Source organism: Mycolicibacterium mageritense, from assembly GCF_010727475.1.
Taxonomy (GTDB): domain Bacteria; phylum Actinomycetota; class Actinomycetes; order Mycobacteriales; family Mycobacteriaceae; genus Mycobacterium; species Mycobacterium mageritense.
The window spans coordinates 6,436,483-6,452,490 of the sequence record NZ_AP022567.1 but is presented as its reverse complement, the minus strand read 5'-3'; the positions used below and the strand labels follow the sequence as shown (position 1 = coordinate 6,452,490).

Here is a 16,008-nt window from a genome sequence, read left to right as displayed (position 1 = left end):
TGATCGCGTGGGTCACCTCGGGGCACCGCGATCGGGAAACGGATCGTTGGCGAAGTCGATCTGGGCCGCCGGGTTGCTGACCGCGGTGATCAGACCGGTACCGAACGCCCCGGCGTGATCGAACAGCGTCGACGCGCCCACGGCAATGCCCTCTGCGGTCCAGTGTGAATCTGCCTGCACGCCGATCCACTCGTCCACGGGCAGTCGGGACAGCGCCACCGTGAGGTCACCGTTGATGTAGCCGACGCCTGCCGAGCCCAGGTTGGTGACCAGGCTCGTGCCCTCGGCAGCCATGGCGGCCCGCACGAACGGCGAATTCACCTCGCCCTGCACCACTGTGATGGTCCGGTTGATGAACCGCTTGCGCGACGTGTTCTGGTGGTCGGCGATGGCGTGGCTCCAGCCGCCCCCGTCGCTGCCCATGTATGTCAAGCGGTCCGGGTCGATGTCGGCGGGGGGCTCGAAACTCGCCTGGGAGAACCATTCCTCGCCGCGGGGCGCCGACGACCGCCGGTACTGCACCAGAGTCGCCCGAGCCACCGTCACACCGTCCTGCACGAGTTCGCACTCGGAGTTGCGGACGCGCCGGCCGTCACGGATGAGCGCGACCTTCGTCGTGGTCGGCACTCCGCGTGCGGCCTTGAACAGGTCGACCGTGAGCCGCGCCGGCAGAAACTCGGGCAACCCGAAGGCCGACTCCAACGCGTGGGCGGCGAGCCCGACCAGCGCCGGGCCGTTGAGGTGGTCTTCGCCCCAATGACTCTGCGCGAACCGCGTCGGCTGAAACACGTCCGGCGCGGACGGGATGAAATGCGCCACCACCTCGGTCATTTCCGCATCGTCGCATATGGGCTAACTATCCACACAATCGCGAACGATCTGGACAGACCGTTCGCAAAGGCTGAACAATTGCCGGCATGGACACGCGCCGCCTGCAACTCCTTCTGTCCCTGTCCCGCTTGGGTTCGATGCGGGCGGTCGCCGAGACCCACCACCTGACCACCTCGACGGTGTCCCAACAGATCGCGGCGTTGACCAAGGAGACCGGTGCGCAGCTCATCGAACCGGACGGCAGGCGGGTCCGGCTGACACCAGCCGGGCTGCGGCTCGCCGACCACGCGGTCACGATCCTGGCCGCCGTCGACGCCGCGCGGCTCGACCTCGACCCGGACGCAGAACCCAGCGGCACCGTGCGGGTCGGCGGCTTCGCCACCGGGATTCGGGTCTCGCTGCTGCCGAGCATCGCCGAGCTGGCGTCGATCCACCCGCAGGTCGGATTCGTGATCAGCGAGTACGAACCGCTCGAAGCATTCGCGCTGCTCACCGACGACAATCTGGACCTTGCGCTCACATACGACTACAACTTGGCGCCGGCAGCGCCCGGCGCGGTGCTGGAAACCGTTGCGCTGTGGAGCGTTCCGTGGGGACTGGGGGTTCCTGCCGACACCCCCGACCGGCCGGTCGAGATCGCCGACTACGCCGACGCGACTTGGATTGTCAACTCCCGCAACACCGCCGACGAGGATGCAGTGCGCACGCTGGCGGCCATGGCGGGTTTCACGCCGCGCATCGCGCATCAGATCGACAGCCTGGACCTGGTCGAAGACCTCATCCTGGCCGGCTACGGCGTCGGCCTGCTGCCGCTCGGGCGCCCGACGATCGCCGGCGTGAAGGTGCTCGAACTGGCCGACGCCACCCCGTCGTTGACGGCATACGCGGTGACCCGCAAAGGCCGGGCGTCCTGGCCGCCGCTGCGCGTCGTGCTCGACGCCATGCGTCCGCCCGCCGGTGGGCCGGTGCCGCAGCGCCGCTGGTTGCGTCCGACGCCGTGATCAAACCCGTTGAGCCAACCACGATCGTTGGCGCCGAACGAAATCCACGCCAACAGTCGCGCCGTGTCCCGGAACGTAGGCCGCGTGTGCGCCGCCCGCGGCGATGACCCGGTCCAGCGTGGCCGGCCACGCACCGATGTCAGAATCCGAGTCGATCACCGGATCGCCCGACTCCTCGACCAGATCACCGCAGAAGACGACGGGCTGCGCGCCTGCGACAACCACGATCAGGTCGTGGTCGGTGTGCCCCGGTCCGGGATGGACAATCGTGACGTGCCGCTCACCCAGCTCGACCTCGGCGCGGTGAACCAGATGGTCGGGCCGCCGCAATGCCGCGATCGCGCGGTCGACGGCCACCGGATCGGCACCATGGTCAAGCGCGTCGGCGCGCAACCGGTCTGTGCCGGTGGTCATGGTGGCGGCGACCTCGGGGGCACAGTAGAGCCCGGCGTCGCGGAACCACGCGCTGCCCAGCACATGGTCGAAGTGGTTGTGCGTCAGCACGATCTGTTCGACACCCTGCCCGGCGAGCAGCCGGACATCCTGCTCGATCGCCCGGGCCTCGGTTTCGGTCGTACCGGAATCGACGAGCAGCGCTCCGTCGCGGCCGCGCACCACACCGACCGTCACGTCGAGAAACGGCAGCCGGGTTCGCCAGACCCCGTCGGCCAAAGTCTCCCAGAGATAATTCACTGACCCAGCGTCAGCGGCTGGGCAGCCAGATACTGCTTGAGTATCTCGGGCGTGGGCGCCGCACTGTAAGGGGTGATCAACCCCGGCGCCCACTGCGGCGGCGGATCCTGTTGCGTGAGCGTCCAGGCCGCCTGGCGCGCCGCACCGAGCGCAACGTACTCGGCGGGCGGCGGCACATCCACCGGGCGCCCCCAGATGGCAGGGGCGATGCGACGCACAGCTTCCGAGCGGGCACCTCCGCCCACCAGAATGATGCGGTTGATGTCGACGCCGTAGCTGACGATCTTGTCGATGCAGTACGCCATCGACGCCAGCAGGCCTTCCACGGCGGCCCGAGCGACGTTGGCGGAGTTGAAGTTCTGCACCGTGACGCCCTGCAACGCGCCGCGGGCCTGCGGCAGGTTCGGGGACCGCTCCCCCTCCAGGTATGGCACCAACGTCAGCCCGTCGGCCCCGGACGGCGCCGAGAGCGCAAGCTGGTCGAACTCTTCGAATCCCACCCGCAGCATGCCCGCCGCGGCCGCCAGCACCGGTGCGCCGTTTAGCGTGCAGACCAGCGGCAGTTGCCGCCCGGTCGCGTCGGCGAATCCCGCGACGATGCCCTCTGCGTCGTGCGGAGCCGCGTCGCCGATGGCGCTGACCACCCCCGAAGTGCCGAGCGACACAACGCAATCACCGGGCCCCGCGCCCAGGCCGAGGGCGGCCGCGGCGTTGTCGCCGGCTCCCGGCCCCAGCACGGCACCGGAGCCGAGCCGGCCGGCCACGTCGTGTGGGCCGAGCACCGTGGGCACCGCAGGCCGCCTGCCCCGCATCGCCAGCTCGAGCAGGTCCATCCGGTACTCGCCGGTCTCCGCCGAGAAGTAGCCGGTGCCGCTGGCGTCGCTGCGGTCGGTGCGCAGGTCGGCGATGTCGGTCGAACCGGTGAGCCGCCAGGTCAACCAGTCGTGCGGCAGGCACACGGCCGCGGTCGCGTCGGCATGCGCCGGTTCGTTGTCTGCGAGCCACCTCAGTTTGGCCGCGGTGATCGCCGCGACCGGAACCACCCCGACCTGGTTCGCCCACTCGGCCGCTCCCCCGAGTTCGGCCACCAGATCAGCCGCGCTGGGCGCCGAGCGGGTGTCATTCCACAGCAAGGCATCTCGTACGACGGCGCCGTGCTCGTCGAGGCACACCATGCCGTGCTGCTGAGCGCCGACGGATACGGCGTCCACGTCGTCGAATCCACCCGCAGCCGTGATGGTCTGCTGCAGTGCATCCCACCACGCGTGTGGGTCGACCTCGGTGCCGCCCGGATGAGGGGTGGACGCGGAGCGGACCACGGCTCCGCTCTCGGCGTCACAGATGACGACCTTGCAGGACTGAGTGGACGAGTCGATACCGGCAACCAGAGACACGCCTGCGAAGCTACTCCGGTGAGACGCATTCTGGTTACCGCTTTGGCGCTGGTGTCGATGCATGTCGGAGTCGGTGTGCCCGTTGCGCATGCGGCATGCACGGCAGAAGCCCAGTGTGATCTCGCATCCCGCATCGCGACGGCCGACGCCTACCTGGCCACCAGGCCCGGGACGGTCGGCTACGTGGTGCGCGACCGCGTGACCGGTGCGGCCTACCGCAACGCGCACGCGACCGACCCGGTGTGGACCGCGTCGACGATCAAGCTGGCCATGGTCGTCGATCTGCTCGGCAAACAGCGCGCCGGCACCGTGACGCTGAGCGATTCGGACAGGGCGCTCATCGCGGCGATGCTGCACTCATCCGATGACGACGCCGCCGACACGCTGTGGGCGCGGTACGGCGGTGCCGATCACCAAGCGTTCAACAACGACTTTCCGGCGTTCGGCATGACCGGCCTCGTGCCGCAGCGGGGTTTCAGCTCCACATTCCCGTACTGGGGTTTCCAGAAGACCACGCCCGAGGATCTTGACCGGCTCATGACCTACACCCTGACCCGGATGAACGCCGAGGACACCGCGGCGATCGTCGACGCCCTCCAGCACGTCGACGCCAACCAGCAGTGGGGTGTGTGGGGCGCCGGTCCGGCTATGCAACCGGGCAACAAGGACGGCTGGTCGCTGGAACAGGGTGGCTGGGTCGTCAATACGGTCGGCTTCGCCGGCCCGCACCAGCGCTACACCCTCGCCGTGATGAATGCGCTCGGCGACCAAGGCGGCTACGACGACGGCGTGGCGACCACCACGCGGCTCAGCGAACTACTGCTGGCCGGCCTGAGCTGAGAGGTTTGCCGCACGGCGGTCCGGGAATACACAGAGCATGTTGATCAGACGAATCGCTCGCCCCATGTTGTCGGCCACCTTCATCGCGCGCGGCGTCGAAGCGCTACGAAATCCGAAACCCGCGGCTGACGCGGCGCGCCCGGCACTCGCAATGGCAAGCCGGGTATCCCCGCAAGTCGGCGCCAACACCTCGGCCAACGCCGAGACGGTTGCCCGGGTCAACGCGCTGGCCCAGATCGGTGGTGGCCTGTTGCTCGCGAGCGGCAGACTGCCGCGGCTCGCGTCGGCGGTGCTCGCGGTCAGCGTGGTGCCGGGAAGCCTTGGCTCGCATGCATTCTGGAACGAATCCGATCCTCAGCGCCAGGCCGAGGAACGGCGCGCGTTTCTGACCGATGTGAGCCTCATCGGCGGTCTGATCATCGCGTCCGTCGACACCGCGGGCAAGCCGTCTCTCGGCTGGCGGGGCCGGCGCGCCGCACGATCGTTGTCCGAAACCGTGGCGGCCGCGCTGCCCGCGGGTGCGGCGGCAAGCCACTCGCTCGCCGACAGCGAAGTCGCCGAGAAGGTCGGCCATGGCCTGCAGATCGGGGCAGAGCGCGGACGCGAGTTGGCGCACGTGGCGCGTGAGCGCGGCGGCGAGCTCGCCGAGGTGGCGCGCGAACGTGGGGGCGAATTCGCCGAGGTGGCGCGCGAACGGGCCGCCGAACTGGCTGAGATCGCCCGAGAACGCGCCGCCGAACTGGCCGAGGTGACCCGCGAACGGGCACCCGAAGTGGCCGAGGCCGCCCGGGAACGCGGCACGGAACTCGCTGGCGCAGCGAAGAAACAGCTCGATCAGCGCCGCAGTCGGTAGCTTGGGGTCATGACCGAGTATCCCCCGCAGCCCGGACAGTACGGCCAGCCGGGCGGCTATCCGCCGCCCTATGGAGCCGTGCAGCCGGGCGGCCTTGGTATGCGTTTCTTCGCCCGAGTCATCGACGGCATCATCGTCGGGATCGTGGCGTTCTTCCTCAGCTTCGTCACCGACTCACTGTCGAGCTATTGGGTGACCGGGTTGTTCACGGGCGTGCTGATGTTCGCCTATTTCGTGCTCTTCGAGGTCACACAGGGCTGGACGCCGGGCAAGAAGATCCTGGGCCTGGCCGTGCACGGCCCAGGCGGTGCACCGAAGCCCACGCTCGGGCAGTCGGCGATCCGCAATGCGTTCACCGTGCTGCCGGTGATTCCCATCGTCGGCGGGTTCCTCGGTGTCATCGCCATCATCGTGATCGCCGTGACGATCAGCGGCAGCCCGACCAAACAGGGCAAGCACGACGAGTTCGCCGGCGGCACCCAGGTGGTCAAGACGTAACGGCCGAACAGGAACTGCCCCCTTTTCAGAGAAAAGGGGGCAGTTTCATATCTGCCGGGCCGCGAATCAGACCACGAGCGACAGCAGCAGCACGAACACCAGGCCGGCCACCGACAGCACCGTTTCCATGAGCGACCAGGTCTTGATGGTCTGGCTGACACTGAGCCGGAAGTACTGGTTGACCAACCAGAAGCCCGCGTCGTTGACGTGAGAGAAGAACAGCGAGCCCGCGCCCACGGCGAGAACGACGAGCGACGTCTGACCGGTGCCCATGTTCTCGACGAGGCCCAGCACGAGGGCCGACGCGGTGATGGTCGCGACGGTGGCCGAACCCGTTGCCAGGCGGATCAGCACCGCGAGCACCCAGGCCAGCAGGATCACCGAGATGTTGACGTTCTCGGCCCACCGCGCCAGCATCGTGCCGATTCCGCTGTCGACCAGCACCTGCTTGAAGCCGCCGCCGGCCGCGACGATCAGGATGATGCCCGCGACGGGCGGCAAGCCCGACTCGACGCATTTGGTGATGGCCTCGCGCGACATCCCGGCGCCGCGCCCGAGGGTCAGCATCCCGACGATCACGGCGATCAGCAGCGCGACCAGCGGCATGCCGAGCACGTCGAAAGTGACCCGCAGCCACTGGTTCTTGTCGTCGATGAAGATGTCCACCAGCGCCTTGCCCATCATCAGCACCACCGGCAGCAGCACGCTGAAGAGCGTGATGCCGAACGACGGCCGCTGTGCCCGCTCGTCGTCACTGAGCCCGGCCCGGTCGCCGTCGAACGTGTCGGGTGCACCGACCACGACCCACTTGCCGGCGAGGCGGCCGAACAACGGGCCACCGACGATGATGGTCGGGATCGCGACCAGGACGCCGAGCGCGAGTGTGACACCGAGGTCGGCGTGCAACAGGTCGATGGCCGTGAGCGGTCCGGGGTGGGGCGGAACGAAACCGTGCATGGCCGAAAGGCCTGCCAGGGCCGGGATTCCGACCGTGATCAGGGACAGCTGCGAACGCCGGGCCACGAGGTAGATCACCGGCATCAGCAGAACCAGGCCGATCTCGAAGAACATCGGCAGGCCGATGATGGCGCCCACCAACGCCATGGCCCACGGCAGCATGCGTGGCGACGAGTGCCCGATGATGGTGTCGACGATCTCGTCCGCGCCGCCCGAATCGGCCAGCAGTTTGGCGAACATCGCGCCGAGCGCGATCAATATGCCCACCCCGGCCGCGGTCGAGCCGAATCCGTCGGTGAACGACTTGAGCACCGTCGTCAGGCTCTGGTCCACGGTGTCACCGGTGACCAGGCTCAACACGAGCGGCACGATGCCCACCGTCACGGCGCCGAAGATCAGCGCCAGGAACGGGTGCAGTTTGACGAAGGAGATCAGCACGACGATCACGGCGATGCCTGCGAGGAACGCCAGCACCAATTGCCAACCGGGCGCGACCGGCTCGGGCAGCTCGGTGTCGGCCGCGAGGAGGGTCAGTGTCGAGTTCATCGGTGGCTGTCCTGTCCTGCCGTGCGGGCGACGTAGGTGTCGATGATGGCGTCGATGTTCTGGTCGACGTCGATGACGACGCCGGCCTCGTCGGAGTCGAGCGGCTCAAGCGTCTCGAACTGGGACGCGAGCAGTGACGGCGGCATGAAGTGACCCGGGCGGCTGGCCTGCCGACGACCGATGACCTCCGGTGAACCCGCGAGGTGCAAGAACTGCACCTCGGGACAGTGTCGCCGCAGTTGGTCGCGGTACTTGCGTTTGAGCGCCGAGCAGCTCATGACGCCACCGTCGTGGTGTTCGGCAAGCCAGTCGCCGATCGCCTCGAGCCACGGGTAGCGGTCGTCGTCATCGAGGGCGTGCCCCGCCGTCATCTTCTCGATGTTGGCCGGCGGGTGAAAATCGTCGGCGTCGCCGAACGGCACCCGTAGACGCTGTGCCAGCGCCGCGCCGACGGTTGATTTTCCCGACCCTGATACGCCCATTACGACGATTGGTGATCCCATTCGCTCCACCTCACCAGTTGTGCTTGCCGTCACACAGCATCGCTTAAAAAGCATACTTTTGCAAGAGAATCACGATTTCGTATGTTTTTAACTTTAAGACCTGGGCATATGACACGATGTAAGCGTGTCCACCCCATCAAACGTCGGCGCCTTGCACGGCAACTTGCTGTCCGCGCTCGGCACGGGGATCGTCTCGGGCGAACTCGCGGCCGGCCAGGTGCTCACGCTTGAGGGGGTGAGCGCCCAGCACGGAGTTTCCCGGAGCGTGGCCCGCGAGGCCATCCGGGTGCTGGAATCGATGGGCATGATCGAATCGCGCCGCCGCGTCGGCATCACCATCCAGCCGTCGACCAAGTGGAATGTTTTCGATCCCAGGCTGATTCGCTGGCGGCTGGAGGGCCGTGACCGCGCGGCGCAACTGGGATCGCTGTCAGAGCTGCGCCGCGGATTCGAACCCGCGGCCGCCGCGCTGGCGGCACGCCGGGCCAACGCCGATCAGTGCCGCATCATGGCCGCCGCGGTGTCCGACATGGTGGTGCACGGCCGCTCGGGCGACCTGGACTCGTACCTTCTGGCGGACAAGGTGTTCCATCGCACGCTGCTCGAGGCGAGCGGCAACGAGATGTTCCGCGCACTCAACGACGTCGTGGCCGAGGTGCTGACCGGGCGCACACATCACGGGATGATGCCGGTCTCCCCCAACCCCGCCGCGATCGAACTGCACGACGAGGTGGCCCGGGCGATCCGGATGCGCGACGAATCCGCCGCCGAGCGGGCCATGCGCGCGATCATCGATGAGGCGGCTACCGCGGTCACCGGCGATCAGGCGGCCAATGGTTAACTGACTGCGTGGGTCGTTCGCCATCGCTGGCGCGTCGATTCTTCGACCGCCTGGAACCGGTACATGCTGTTACCTACTTCGCCCCCGAATCCCGCGCCGCGCTCGACGCGCTCGGCTACCGCGGGTTCTGGGCGGGCTACTTCGCCGCCCGCTCGGCACCGCTCGGCGTGGTCGCCCCTGAGGTCGTGACGGCCGTGTTCTACAACTTCACCCCCGAACGCGTCGCCAAGGCCCTGCCCGCCGCATGGGATATCGCCCCGCCTGCAACGCTTTTGACGACGCGGCAGGAGTCGGCAGTGGCTGCCCTGCGGCGGTCCGGCGTCACCGATTCCGACGCCACCCGCACGGCGGCCCAGCTGGCCGCGAAGGCAGCGCGCACCGCACCGCTGGACGGACGTCCGCTCTACGCGGCCAACCGGGCGCTCGAGTGGCCCGATGAACCGCTGGCCACGCTGTGGCATGCCGTCACACTGCTGCGCGAGCACCGTGGCGACGCCCACGTCGCGGTGCTGACCTCCGAGGGGATCAGCGGCCGTGAATGCAATGTCCTGCACGCTGCCGCGGGGCGGGTGCCGCGCGAGATGATCATGCGCAGTCGCGATTACGACGACGAGCAGTGGGCACACCACGTCGACCGCTTGCGTCAGCGAGGCTGGCTGGACGCGGACGGCGAGCTCACGCAGGCTGGGCGCGACGTCAAGCAAACCGTGGAAGACCGCACCGATGCGCTCGCGTTGTCGGCGCTCGACGCGTTGTCCGACGACGAGGTCGCATCATTGTTCGCGGTGTTGACGCCGATCACCAGGACCGTGGTCGCGGCCGGCGACGTGCCCGTGGCCACCCCGATGGGCCTCAACCGCGACGATCTCGACGACGACCGCGCGAACCTGGACTGATCCCCGAGCAGGCGGCGTCAGGCCACACCCAGGTAGGCGGCACGAATGCTGCTGTCGGCCAACAGTTCCCTGGCCGGTCCGGTGCGGGTGACGTTGCCGGTCTCCAGGATGTAGGCGCGGTCCGAGCGGCTCAGTGCCTGTTGGGCGTTCTGCTCCACCAGTAGGACCGTCGTCCCCTGCGAGTTGATCTCGGAGATGATGCGGAAGATCTGCGAGATCACCATCGGAGCCAGCCCCATCGACGGCTCGTCGAGCAGCAGCACGCGCGGCCTGGCCATGAGGGCGCGTCCGATGGCCAGCATCTGCTGCTCGCCGCCCGAGAGCGTGCCACCCACCTGGGAGCGTCGCTCGGCAAGCCTGGGAAACGTCTCCAGCACCCAGTCCAGCCGTTCGCGGTGCTCGCTCTTGGAGGCGAACTTGCGTCCATAGCAACCCATCTCGAGGTTCTCCAGCACCGTCATGCCCGGGAACACGCCGCGGCCCTCAGGTGCCTGGATCAGGCCTTCGCCCACCCGCAGGTGTGCCTTGACCCGCGAGATGTCACGCCCCTCGAACCAGACCGAACCCGAGCTCAGCGGGCGCAGACCCGAGATCGCCCGCATCATGGTGGTCTTGCCTGCGCCGTTGGACCCGAGCAGCGTCACCAGCTCGCCCTCGTGCACCACGAGCGAAACACCGTGCAGCGCTTGAATCCTGCCGTAGTGCACCACCACGTCGCGCACCTCGAGCAGGACGGGACGGTCGGACCCGGCCGTGCCGGTCTCAGGAGATTTCGTCATCGGGAACCCCTAGGTAGGCGGCGATGACCTTGGGATCCTCGCGGATCTCCGCGGGCAGGCCATCGGCGATCTTGCGGCCGAACTCCAGCACCACGATGCGGTCGGTCACCCCCATCACCAAACGCATGTCGTGTTCGATCAGCAGCACGGTGTACCCGTCGTCGCGGATCTTACGGATCAGGTCGATCAGTGCGGCCTTCTCGCTCGGGTTGAATCCGGCGGCAGGCTCGTCCAGGCACAGCAGCTTCGGCTCGGTGGCCAGTGCGCGGGCGATCTCGAGGCGACGCTGGTCACCGTAGGGCAGGTTCTTGGCCTTCTCCTCGCCCCGGTGCGCAATCCCCACGAAGTGCAGCAGTGCAGCCGCTCTTTCGATCGCCGAGCGCTCCTCGCGGTAGTGCCGCGGGCTGCGGATGAGTGCGCCGGGCACCGACGTCTTGTGCCGCGCGTCGGTGCCCACCATGACGTTCTCCAGCGCCGTCATCTCACCGAAGAGCCTGATGTTCTGAAAGGTTCGGGCGATGCCGCGGCGCGTGATCCGGTGCCGTTTGATCCGGCCCAGCGGCGCGCCGTCGAACGTCACCGAGCCCGAACTCGGGCGGTACACGCCCGTGATGGCGTTGAAGCACGTGGTCTTCCCGGCGCCGTTGGGTCCGATCAAGCCGAGAATCTCGCCCCGACGGATGTTGAAGGTGACCGCGTCGAGGGCCACGAGGCCGCCGAACTTGACGGTCAGATCCTGCGTCTGCAGCAGAACCTCACCCTCGGCCGCACTGATGTCCCGGTGCACACCGGCCAGATCCTCGATGCTCATCGCGCCACCTCCTCGTGGACGGGAGGATTCCGAAGGAACTGGCGGGCCTTGCGGCCGTAGGTCAGCAGATACTGCCGCGCCGGGAACAGGCCCTGCGGCCGGAAGATCATCAGCACCACCAGCGCCAGGCCGAAGAACAGGTACTTGAGGTCGCCGAGGTTGATCCCGGCCACCTCGACGCCGAGCAACCGGTTCGGCAGGTAGACGATGACGAACGCGCCGAAGATCACGCCGAGCTTGTTGCCCTGGCCACCGAGGACCACCGCGCACAGGAACAGCATCGAGTTGATGATGTTGAACGTCGGCGGGGCCACGAACTGGACCTGACCGGAGTACAGCGCACCCGACAGACCACCGATCGCGGCGCCGATCACAAACGCCCACAGCTTGAACCGGAAGGTGTTGACACCCATCACCTCCGCAGCGTCCTCATCCTCGCGGATCGCGATCCACGCGCGGCCCACCCGGCTGCGTTCCAGATTGCCGACCAACAGCAGGATCACCACGATCAGCACCAGGCCCAGCCAGAACCACCAGGTGCCGTAATTGGTGTCGCCAAAGGCGTTTCCGTGCGAGAACACCCCGTTGGGCGGCTCCTGCGCCTCCCGGAACCGGGGGTAGGCCACCTCACTGAGCCCGCGGGGGCCGTTGGTGACCTCGGCCAGGTTGTCGGCGACCAATCGGATGATCTCGCCGAAGCCCAGCGTGACGATGGCCAGGTAATCCCCGCGCAGGCGCAACGTCGGGATGCCCAGGACCAGGCCGGCAAGGGCCGTGATCGCCATGGCCAGTGGCACGCACGCGAGCCATGCCCACTTGGTGCCGAGGATGCCGCCGGGTCCGGCTTGGTTCAGCGGGCTGGTCGGGCTGGTCAGCAGCGCGACCGTGTACGCGCCGACCGCGTAGAACCCGACATAGCCGAGGTCGAGCAGACCGGCCTGGCCGACCACGACGTTGAGGCCGATCGCGATGATCGCGACCATCGCAAATTGCGCCATGGTGCCGCCGAAGCTGACACCCGGCGTATCGAGGATGTCGGGCGTGTACAGCGGCAGCAGCCCGAGCAGCACGAAGAGCGGAATGCCGACCACCCATTTGGCCGCACGCGGCAACGTCGCCCACAGATCCCGGATACCGTCGCCGGGCGCCAGAAACGCAGTCGTGAGCGGCGACTTGCGGCCTTCCCGTTGTTGTTGATCGTCTTCGCTCATGCCCGCGCCTTTCCGAGGCTCTCCCCGAGTATGCCCGTGGGGCGGAACAGCAAGACCAGCACCAGCAGGACGAACGCCACGACGTCGCGCCACTGGGCACCCAGCACCGCCTGCCCGTAGTTCTCGATGATGCCGAGCAGCAGGCCGCCCAGCAGCGCACCGCGCAGGTTGCCGATACCGCCGAGCACCGCGGCCGCGAACGCCTTGATGCCGAGCACGAAACCGCCCCAGTAGACGATGCCCTGCGGGATCTTCAACGTGTACAGCAGTGCGGCCGCGCCGGCCAGCAGGCCGCCGATCAGGAACGTCGACAGAATGATGCGCTCGCGCGACACACCCATCAACGTCGCGGTCGTCGGATCCTGGGCCACCGCGCGAATGCCGCGGCCGAATTTGGTGCGGTTGATCGCGATCTCGGTGAGGATCGCCAGGATCACCGCAGCCACGATGATCATCAACGTCACGTTGCTCACCGCGGCGCCGAACAACGTGAACTGCGTAGTGGGCTTCACCAGGATGATCGGCTGCTGCGCATTGCTCCCGCCGTAGCCCGGCATGAACTTGGGCAACACGAAGTGCACGATCTCCTGCAGCACGAAGGACATGCCGATCGCGGTGATCAGGAAGGTCAGCCCGCGGGCATTGCGTTTTCGCAGCGGCCGGTAGGCGATGAACTCCAAACCCATTGCCGCCGTACCGGACACCAACATCGCGAACAACATCGCAATACCCAGGTACAGCAACGTGAGCAGCACGCCCTTGTTGTACGCGGTGCCGCTGGGGCTGAAACCGAGGATGACGTCAAGGCAGAAGTACGCGCCGAACATGCCGAGCATGAAGATCTCGGAATGCGCGAAGTTGATCAGCCTCAGCACGCCGAACACCAGCGTGTATCCCACGGCCACAAGCGCGTAGATCGCGCCCCAGGCCAGGCCGTCGATCGTCAACTGCCCGAACCCGTTGAGCAGGTTCTCGACGTTGAAGTTGATGTCGGCTGCGGTGCACGCGTAGTCACCCACGCAGTCCGGGATCATCCGGGTGCGGCTCCCCTCGGTAGGTACCACCAACGAGAACGCGTCCGGAACTGGTTGTCCCGGACGCGTTTCCGTCAGCAGAGTGTCACTGAACCTTGTAGACCCAGATCAGCGTGTTGGTCAGCTCGCCGGTCGGATCCCACTGGTAGTTGCGCGCCACACCCGGTGCGTTGTAGTTCTTGACGAACTCCAGCATGCCGGGGCGGTCCTTGACCCCCGAGTCGATCGCCTTGAGCTGGATGGTCGCCAGGTCGTAGCCCTCGGTGCTGTAGGTGCCCGGCTCCTGCTTGAACTTGTCGGTGTATTCCTTCGCGAACGCCGGCGGCGCCGGGCTGCACGGGCAGGACAGGATCGCGTCCTTGGCCGCGTCCCCACCCTGCTTGACGAACTCCGGATCCTTGGTGCCGTCGGCGCTGACGAACGTCGCGGTGACACCGCCGTCGCGCAGCTGCTGGACGAACGGTGCGGCCTGCGAGTAGTAGCCGCTGTAGAAGATCGAATCCGGGCTCACACCCTTGATCTGGGTGACCGCGGCCGAGAGATCCTTATCCTCTTTCTTGACCGAGATGTTGCAGCCCGGATCGGCCACCGGCCCAAGGGTTTCCCGGACCACCGTGGCCAGCCCGATGCCGTATGCGGACTGGTCGTCGACGACACAGACCTTCTTGTTGCCGAGCGTGTTCTTCAGGTAGTTGGCGACGGCCTTGCCCTGGCTGCCGTCATTGCCCAGGCCGCGGAAGAACGTCCGCCACCCCTTGGTGCTCAGGTCGACGCGGGTGGCCGAAGCCGTCGTCGCGGTCAGGCCGGCCTGGCTGAACAAACCGCCCGTGGAGTCGGTTTCACCAGAGAACGCCGGGCCGATCAGCCCGATGATCTCCGGGCTGTCGACGATGCGGGGCGCGACGCCGTTGGCCTTGTTCGGATCGCCCTCGGTGTCGAACTTCTCCAGCGTCACCTGGCAGCCGGGATTGGCTGCGTTGTGCTTGTCGACCGCGAGCTGTGCCCCGTTGACGATGTTGATGCCCAGCGCCGCATCGGGACCGGTCAACGCGCCCATCATGGCGATCTTGGTCGGATCGCAGACCGCCTTGCCGTCGCCCGCCGGGTCGGCCGCGGCCGCGGTGTCGGGTGGCTTGATCTGAGCGCCGTTCTCGTCGATCGGGAACTGCTCGACGATCTTCAGACTCGTCTGCGCTGCCTCTTCTTCGGGCGTCGACTGCTGCTGGCAGCCGGCTATTCCCAGCACCAACACTCCGGCGCCGCCAAGAGCTAACGCTTTCCGTGCCACGCGACCACGCACGCTTCACCTCCGGATCAAAGTTTCCACCGGCGCCGCCTTGGATTCTTCCCAGGTAGGCGCCGATGCTCCGGGTAGAACATAGCCAAAGCCGGGCCGTGGTGCGGGCTGTTGACGCATGCATTTTCGCGAGTTGTTTGCATCGGAACGAGCCGAACTCGGCCGATCGGGGCATCCGAAACCCACAATTAACAACGGCGCCAGCCGATTACTGCTCTTTCTGCGGCGCGTCCTTGGGTTGGTCGAGGGTCTCCAGCACCACCTCGGCGACGCGCTTCATCGTCGTGCGGCGGTCCATCGCGGCGCGCTGAATCCACTTGAACGCTTCCGGCTCGGTCATCTGGTGGTTGGCCTGCAGCAAACCCTTGGCGCGCTCGACGAGCTTGCGGGTCTCCAACCGGTCCGACAGCGTCGCGACTTCGGTCTCGAGTGCGGCGATCTCCTCGAACCGGCTGACCGCCACCTCGATCGCCGGGACGAGGTCGGTGACGTTGAACGGTTTGACGAGATATGCCATGGCGCCGGCATCGCGGGCCCGTTCCACCAACTCCCGTTGGCTGAACGCCGTGAGGATGACGATCGGGGCGATGCGCTTGCTGGCGATCTCGGCTGCCGCGTCGATCCCGTCCCGGCGCGGCATCTTGACGTCCATGATCACCAGGTCCGGGCGCAGGCTCTCGGCCAGTTCCACGGCCTCCTGCCCGTCGCCGGCCTCACCGACGACTTCGTAGCCCTCGTCCCGCAACATCTCGGCGAGGTCCAACCGGATCAGTGCCTCGTCCTCGGCGACGAGCACGCGCCGCGGCTTCTTCGGGTCGGCCGGTGACCCGGTGCTGGGAGACGTCATGGGAGACATTCTGTCGTGAAGACCGCCCGCAAGCGACCGCGGGGCATCCTCTATGGTGGTAACCCGCAGCACGAACAGTGCGCACGCCCTCGTATCCCAACTGGCAGAGGAAACGGATTCAAAACCCGTACAGTGTGAGTTCGAATCTCACCGAGGGCACCAGTCAAACCCCCAGC

Annotated in this window: 17 protein-coding genes and 1 tRNA gene; 7 read left to right on the top strand and 11 right to left on the bottom strand. The window is 67.2% G+C overall.

The window, feature by feature from the left end; all coding sequences use genetic code 11:
• Positions 1-12: 12 nt before the first annotated feature.
• Positions 13-831 carry an acyl-CoA thioesterase domain-containing protein gene (locus G6N67_RS31055; RefSeq protein ID WP_036441970.1) on the bottom strand — a complete coding sequence of 273 codons (819 nt, stop codon included), beginning with the start codon at positions 829-831 and terminating at the stop codon, positions 13-15.
• Between the two features lie 86 nt (positions 832-917).
• On the opposite strand from G6N67_RS31055, the gene G6N67_RS31050 reads away from it, so the two are divergent.
• Entirely contained in the window at positions 918-1,832 is a 915-nt protein-coding gene (locus G6N67_RS31050; RefSeq protein ID WP_036441967.1) for a LysR family transcriptional regulator, read from the top strand.
• Here G6N67_RS31050 and G6N67_RS31045 read toward each other — a convergent pair whose 3' ends face one another.
• Together G6N67_RS31045 and xylB are read right to left on the bottom strand one after the other, a co-directional pair.
• The gene (locus G6N67_RS31045; protein ID WP_036441964.1) at positions 1,833-2,525 is read right to left on the bottom strand and encodes an MBL fold metallo-hydrolase; all 693 of its coding nucleotides are present in this window, start codon (positions 2,523-2,525) and stop codon (positions 1,833-1,835) included.
• Complete coding sequence (xylB, locus tag G6N67_RS31040; protein WP_036441961.1) at positions 2,522-3,919, bottom strand: xylulokinase; 1,398 nt, start codon at positions 3,917-3,919, stop codon at positions 2,522-2,524. Before xylB ends, G6N67_RS31045 begins: the two co-directional genes overlap by 4 nt.
• A gap of 57 nt (positions 3,920-3,976) precedes the next feature.
• On the opposite strand from xylB, the gene G6N67_RS31035 reads away from it, so the two are divergent.
• From G6N67_RS31035 to G6N67_RS31025, 3 genes are read left to right on the top strand one after another with little or no spacing between them, the layout of a single operon-like run.
• Positions 3,977-4,759, top strand: coding sequence for a serine hydrolase (locus tag G6N67_RS31035; protein ID WP_051579292.1), 783 nt, complete (start codon positions 3,977-3,979; stop codon positions 4,757-4,759).
• Between the two features lie 37 nt (positions 4,760-4,796).
• Positions 4,797-5,612 carry a DoxX family protein gene (locus G6N67_RS31030; RefSeq protein WP_036441958.1) on the top strand — a complete coding sequence of 272 codons (816 nt, stop codon included), beginning with the start codon at positions 4,797-4,799 and terminating at the stop codon, positions 5,610-5,612.
• Positions 5,613-5,621: 9 nt separating this feature from the next.
• Positions 5,622-6,110, top strand: a complete 489-nt coding sequence (locus G6N67_RS31025) for an RDD family protein (RefSeq protein ID WP_036441955.1) — start codon at positions 5,622-5,624, stop codon at positions 6,108-6,110.
• Positions 6,111-6,176: 66 nt separating this feature from the next.
• Here G6N67_RS31025 and G6N67_RS31020 read toward each other — a convergent pair whose 3' ends face one another.
• Together G6N67_RS31020 and G6N67_RS31015 are read right to left on the bottom strand one after the other, a co-directional pair.
• Positions 6,177-7,613, bottom strand: coding sequence for a GntP family permease (locus G6N67_RS31020; RefSeq protein ID WP_036441952.1), 1,437 nt, complete (start codon positions 7,611-7,613; stop codon positions 6,177-6,179).
• On the bottom strand, positions 7,610-8,116 hold the full coding sequence (locus tag G6N67_RS31015) for a gluconokinase (RefSeq protein WP_036441949.1): 507 nt from the start codon (positions 8,114-8,116) through the stop codon (positions 7,610-7,612). Before G6N67_RS31015 ends, G6N67_RS31020 begins: the two co-directional genes overlap by 4 nt.
• 124 nt (positions 8,117-8,240) lie before the next feature.
• Here G6N67_RS31015 and G6N67_RS31010 point away from each other — a divergent pair, with 124 nt between their 5' ends.
• Together G6N67_RS31010 and G6N67_RS31005 are read left to right on the top strand one after the other, a co-directional pair.
• On the top strand, positions 8,241-8,957 hold the full coding sequence (locus tag G6N67_RS31010; RefSeq protein WP_036441946.1) for a FadR/GntR family transcriptional regulator: 717 nt from the start codon (positions 8,241-8,243) through the stop codon (positions 8,955-8,957).
• Positions 8,958-8,965: 8 nt separating this feature from the next.
• Entirely contained in the window at positions 8,966-9,853 is an 888-nt protein-coding gene (locus G6N67_RS31005) for an SCO6745 family protein (protein ID WP_036441944.1), read from the top strand.
• Between the two features lie 17 nt (positions 9,854-9,870).
• Here G6N67_RS31005 and G6N67_RS31000 read toward each other — a convergent pair whose 3' ends face one another.
• From G6N67_RS31000 to G6N67_RS30975, 6 genes are all read right to left on the bottom strand, one after another.
• Positions 9,871-10,632 (bottom strand): ABC transporter ATP-binding protein, encoded by a 762-nt coding sequence (locus G6N67_RS31000; protein ID WP_036441941.1) that lies wholly within the window; start codon positions 10,630-10,632, stop codon positions 9,871-9,873.
• Positions 10,616-11,443, bottom strand: coding sequence for an ABC transporter ATP-binding protein (locus G6N67_RS30995; protein ID WP_036441938.1), 828 nt, complete (start codon positions 11,441-11,443; stop codon positions 10,616-10,618). The genes G6N67_RS31000 and G6N67_RS30995 overlap by 17 nt, the downstream gene beginning before the upstream one ends.
• On the bottom strand, positions 11,440-12,654 hold the full coding sequence (locus G6N67_RS30990; protein WP_036441935.1) for a branched-chain amino acid ABC transporter permease: 1,215 nt from the start codon (positions 12,652-12,654) through the stop codon (positions 11,440-11,442). The genes G6N67_RS30995 and G6N67_RS30990 overlap by 4 nt, the downstream gene beginning before the upstream one ends.
• Positions 12,651-13,688 carry a branched-chain amino acid ABC transporter permease gene (locus tag G6N67_RS30985; protein WP_036441932.1) on the bottom strand — a complete coding sequence of 346 codons (1,038 nt, stop codon included), beginning with the start codon at positions 13,686-13,688 and terminating at the stop codon, positions 12,651-12,653. Before G6N67_RS30985 ends, G6N67_RS30990 begins: the two co-directional genes overlap by 4 nt.
• A gap of 85 nt (positions 13,689-13,773) precedes the next feature.
• Complete coding sequence (locus tag G6N67_RS30980) at positions 13,774-14,988, bottom strand: branched-chain amino acid ABC transporter substrate-binding protein (protein WP_036441929.1); 1,215 nt, start codon at positions 14,986-14,988, stop codon at positions 13,774-13,776.
• A 205-nt stretch (positions 14,989-15,193) separates the two neighbouring features.
• On the bottom strand, positions 15,194-15,832 hold the full coding sequence (locus G6N67_RS30975) for a two-component system response regulator PdtaR (RefSeq protein ID WP_036441927.1): 639 nt from the start codon (positions 15,830-15,832) through the stop codon (positions 15,194-15,196).
• A gap of 85 nt (positions 15,833-15,917) precedes the next feature.
• On the opposite strand from G6N67_RS30975, the gene G6N67_RS30970 reads away from it, so the two are divergent.
• Positions 15,918-15,994: transfer RNA gene (locus G6N67_RS30970), tRNA-Leu, on the top strand.
• The last annotated feature ends 14 nt before the right edge of the window (positions 15,995-16,008 follow it).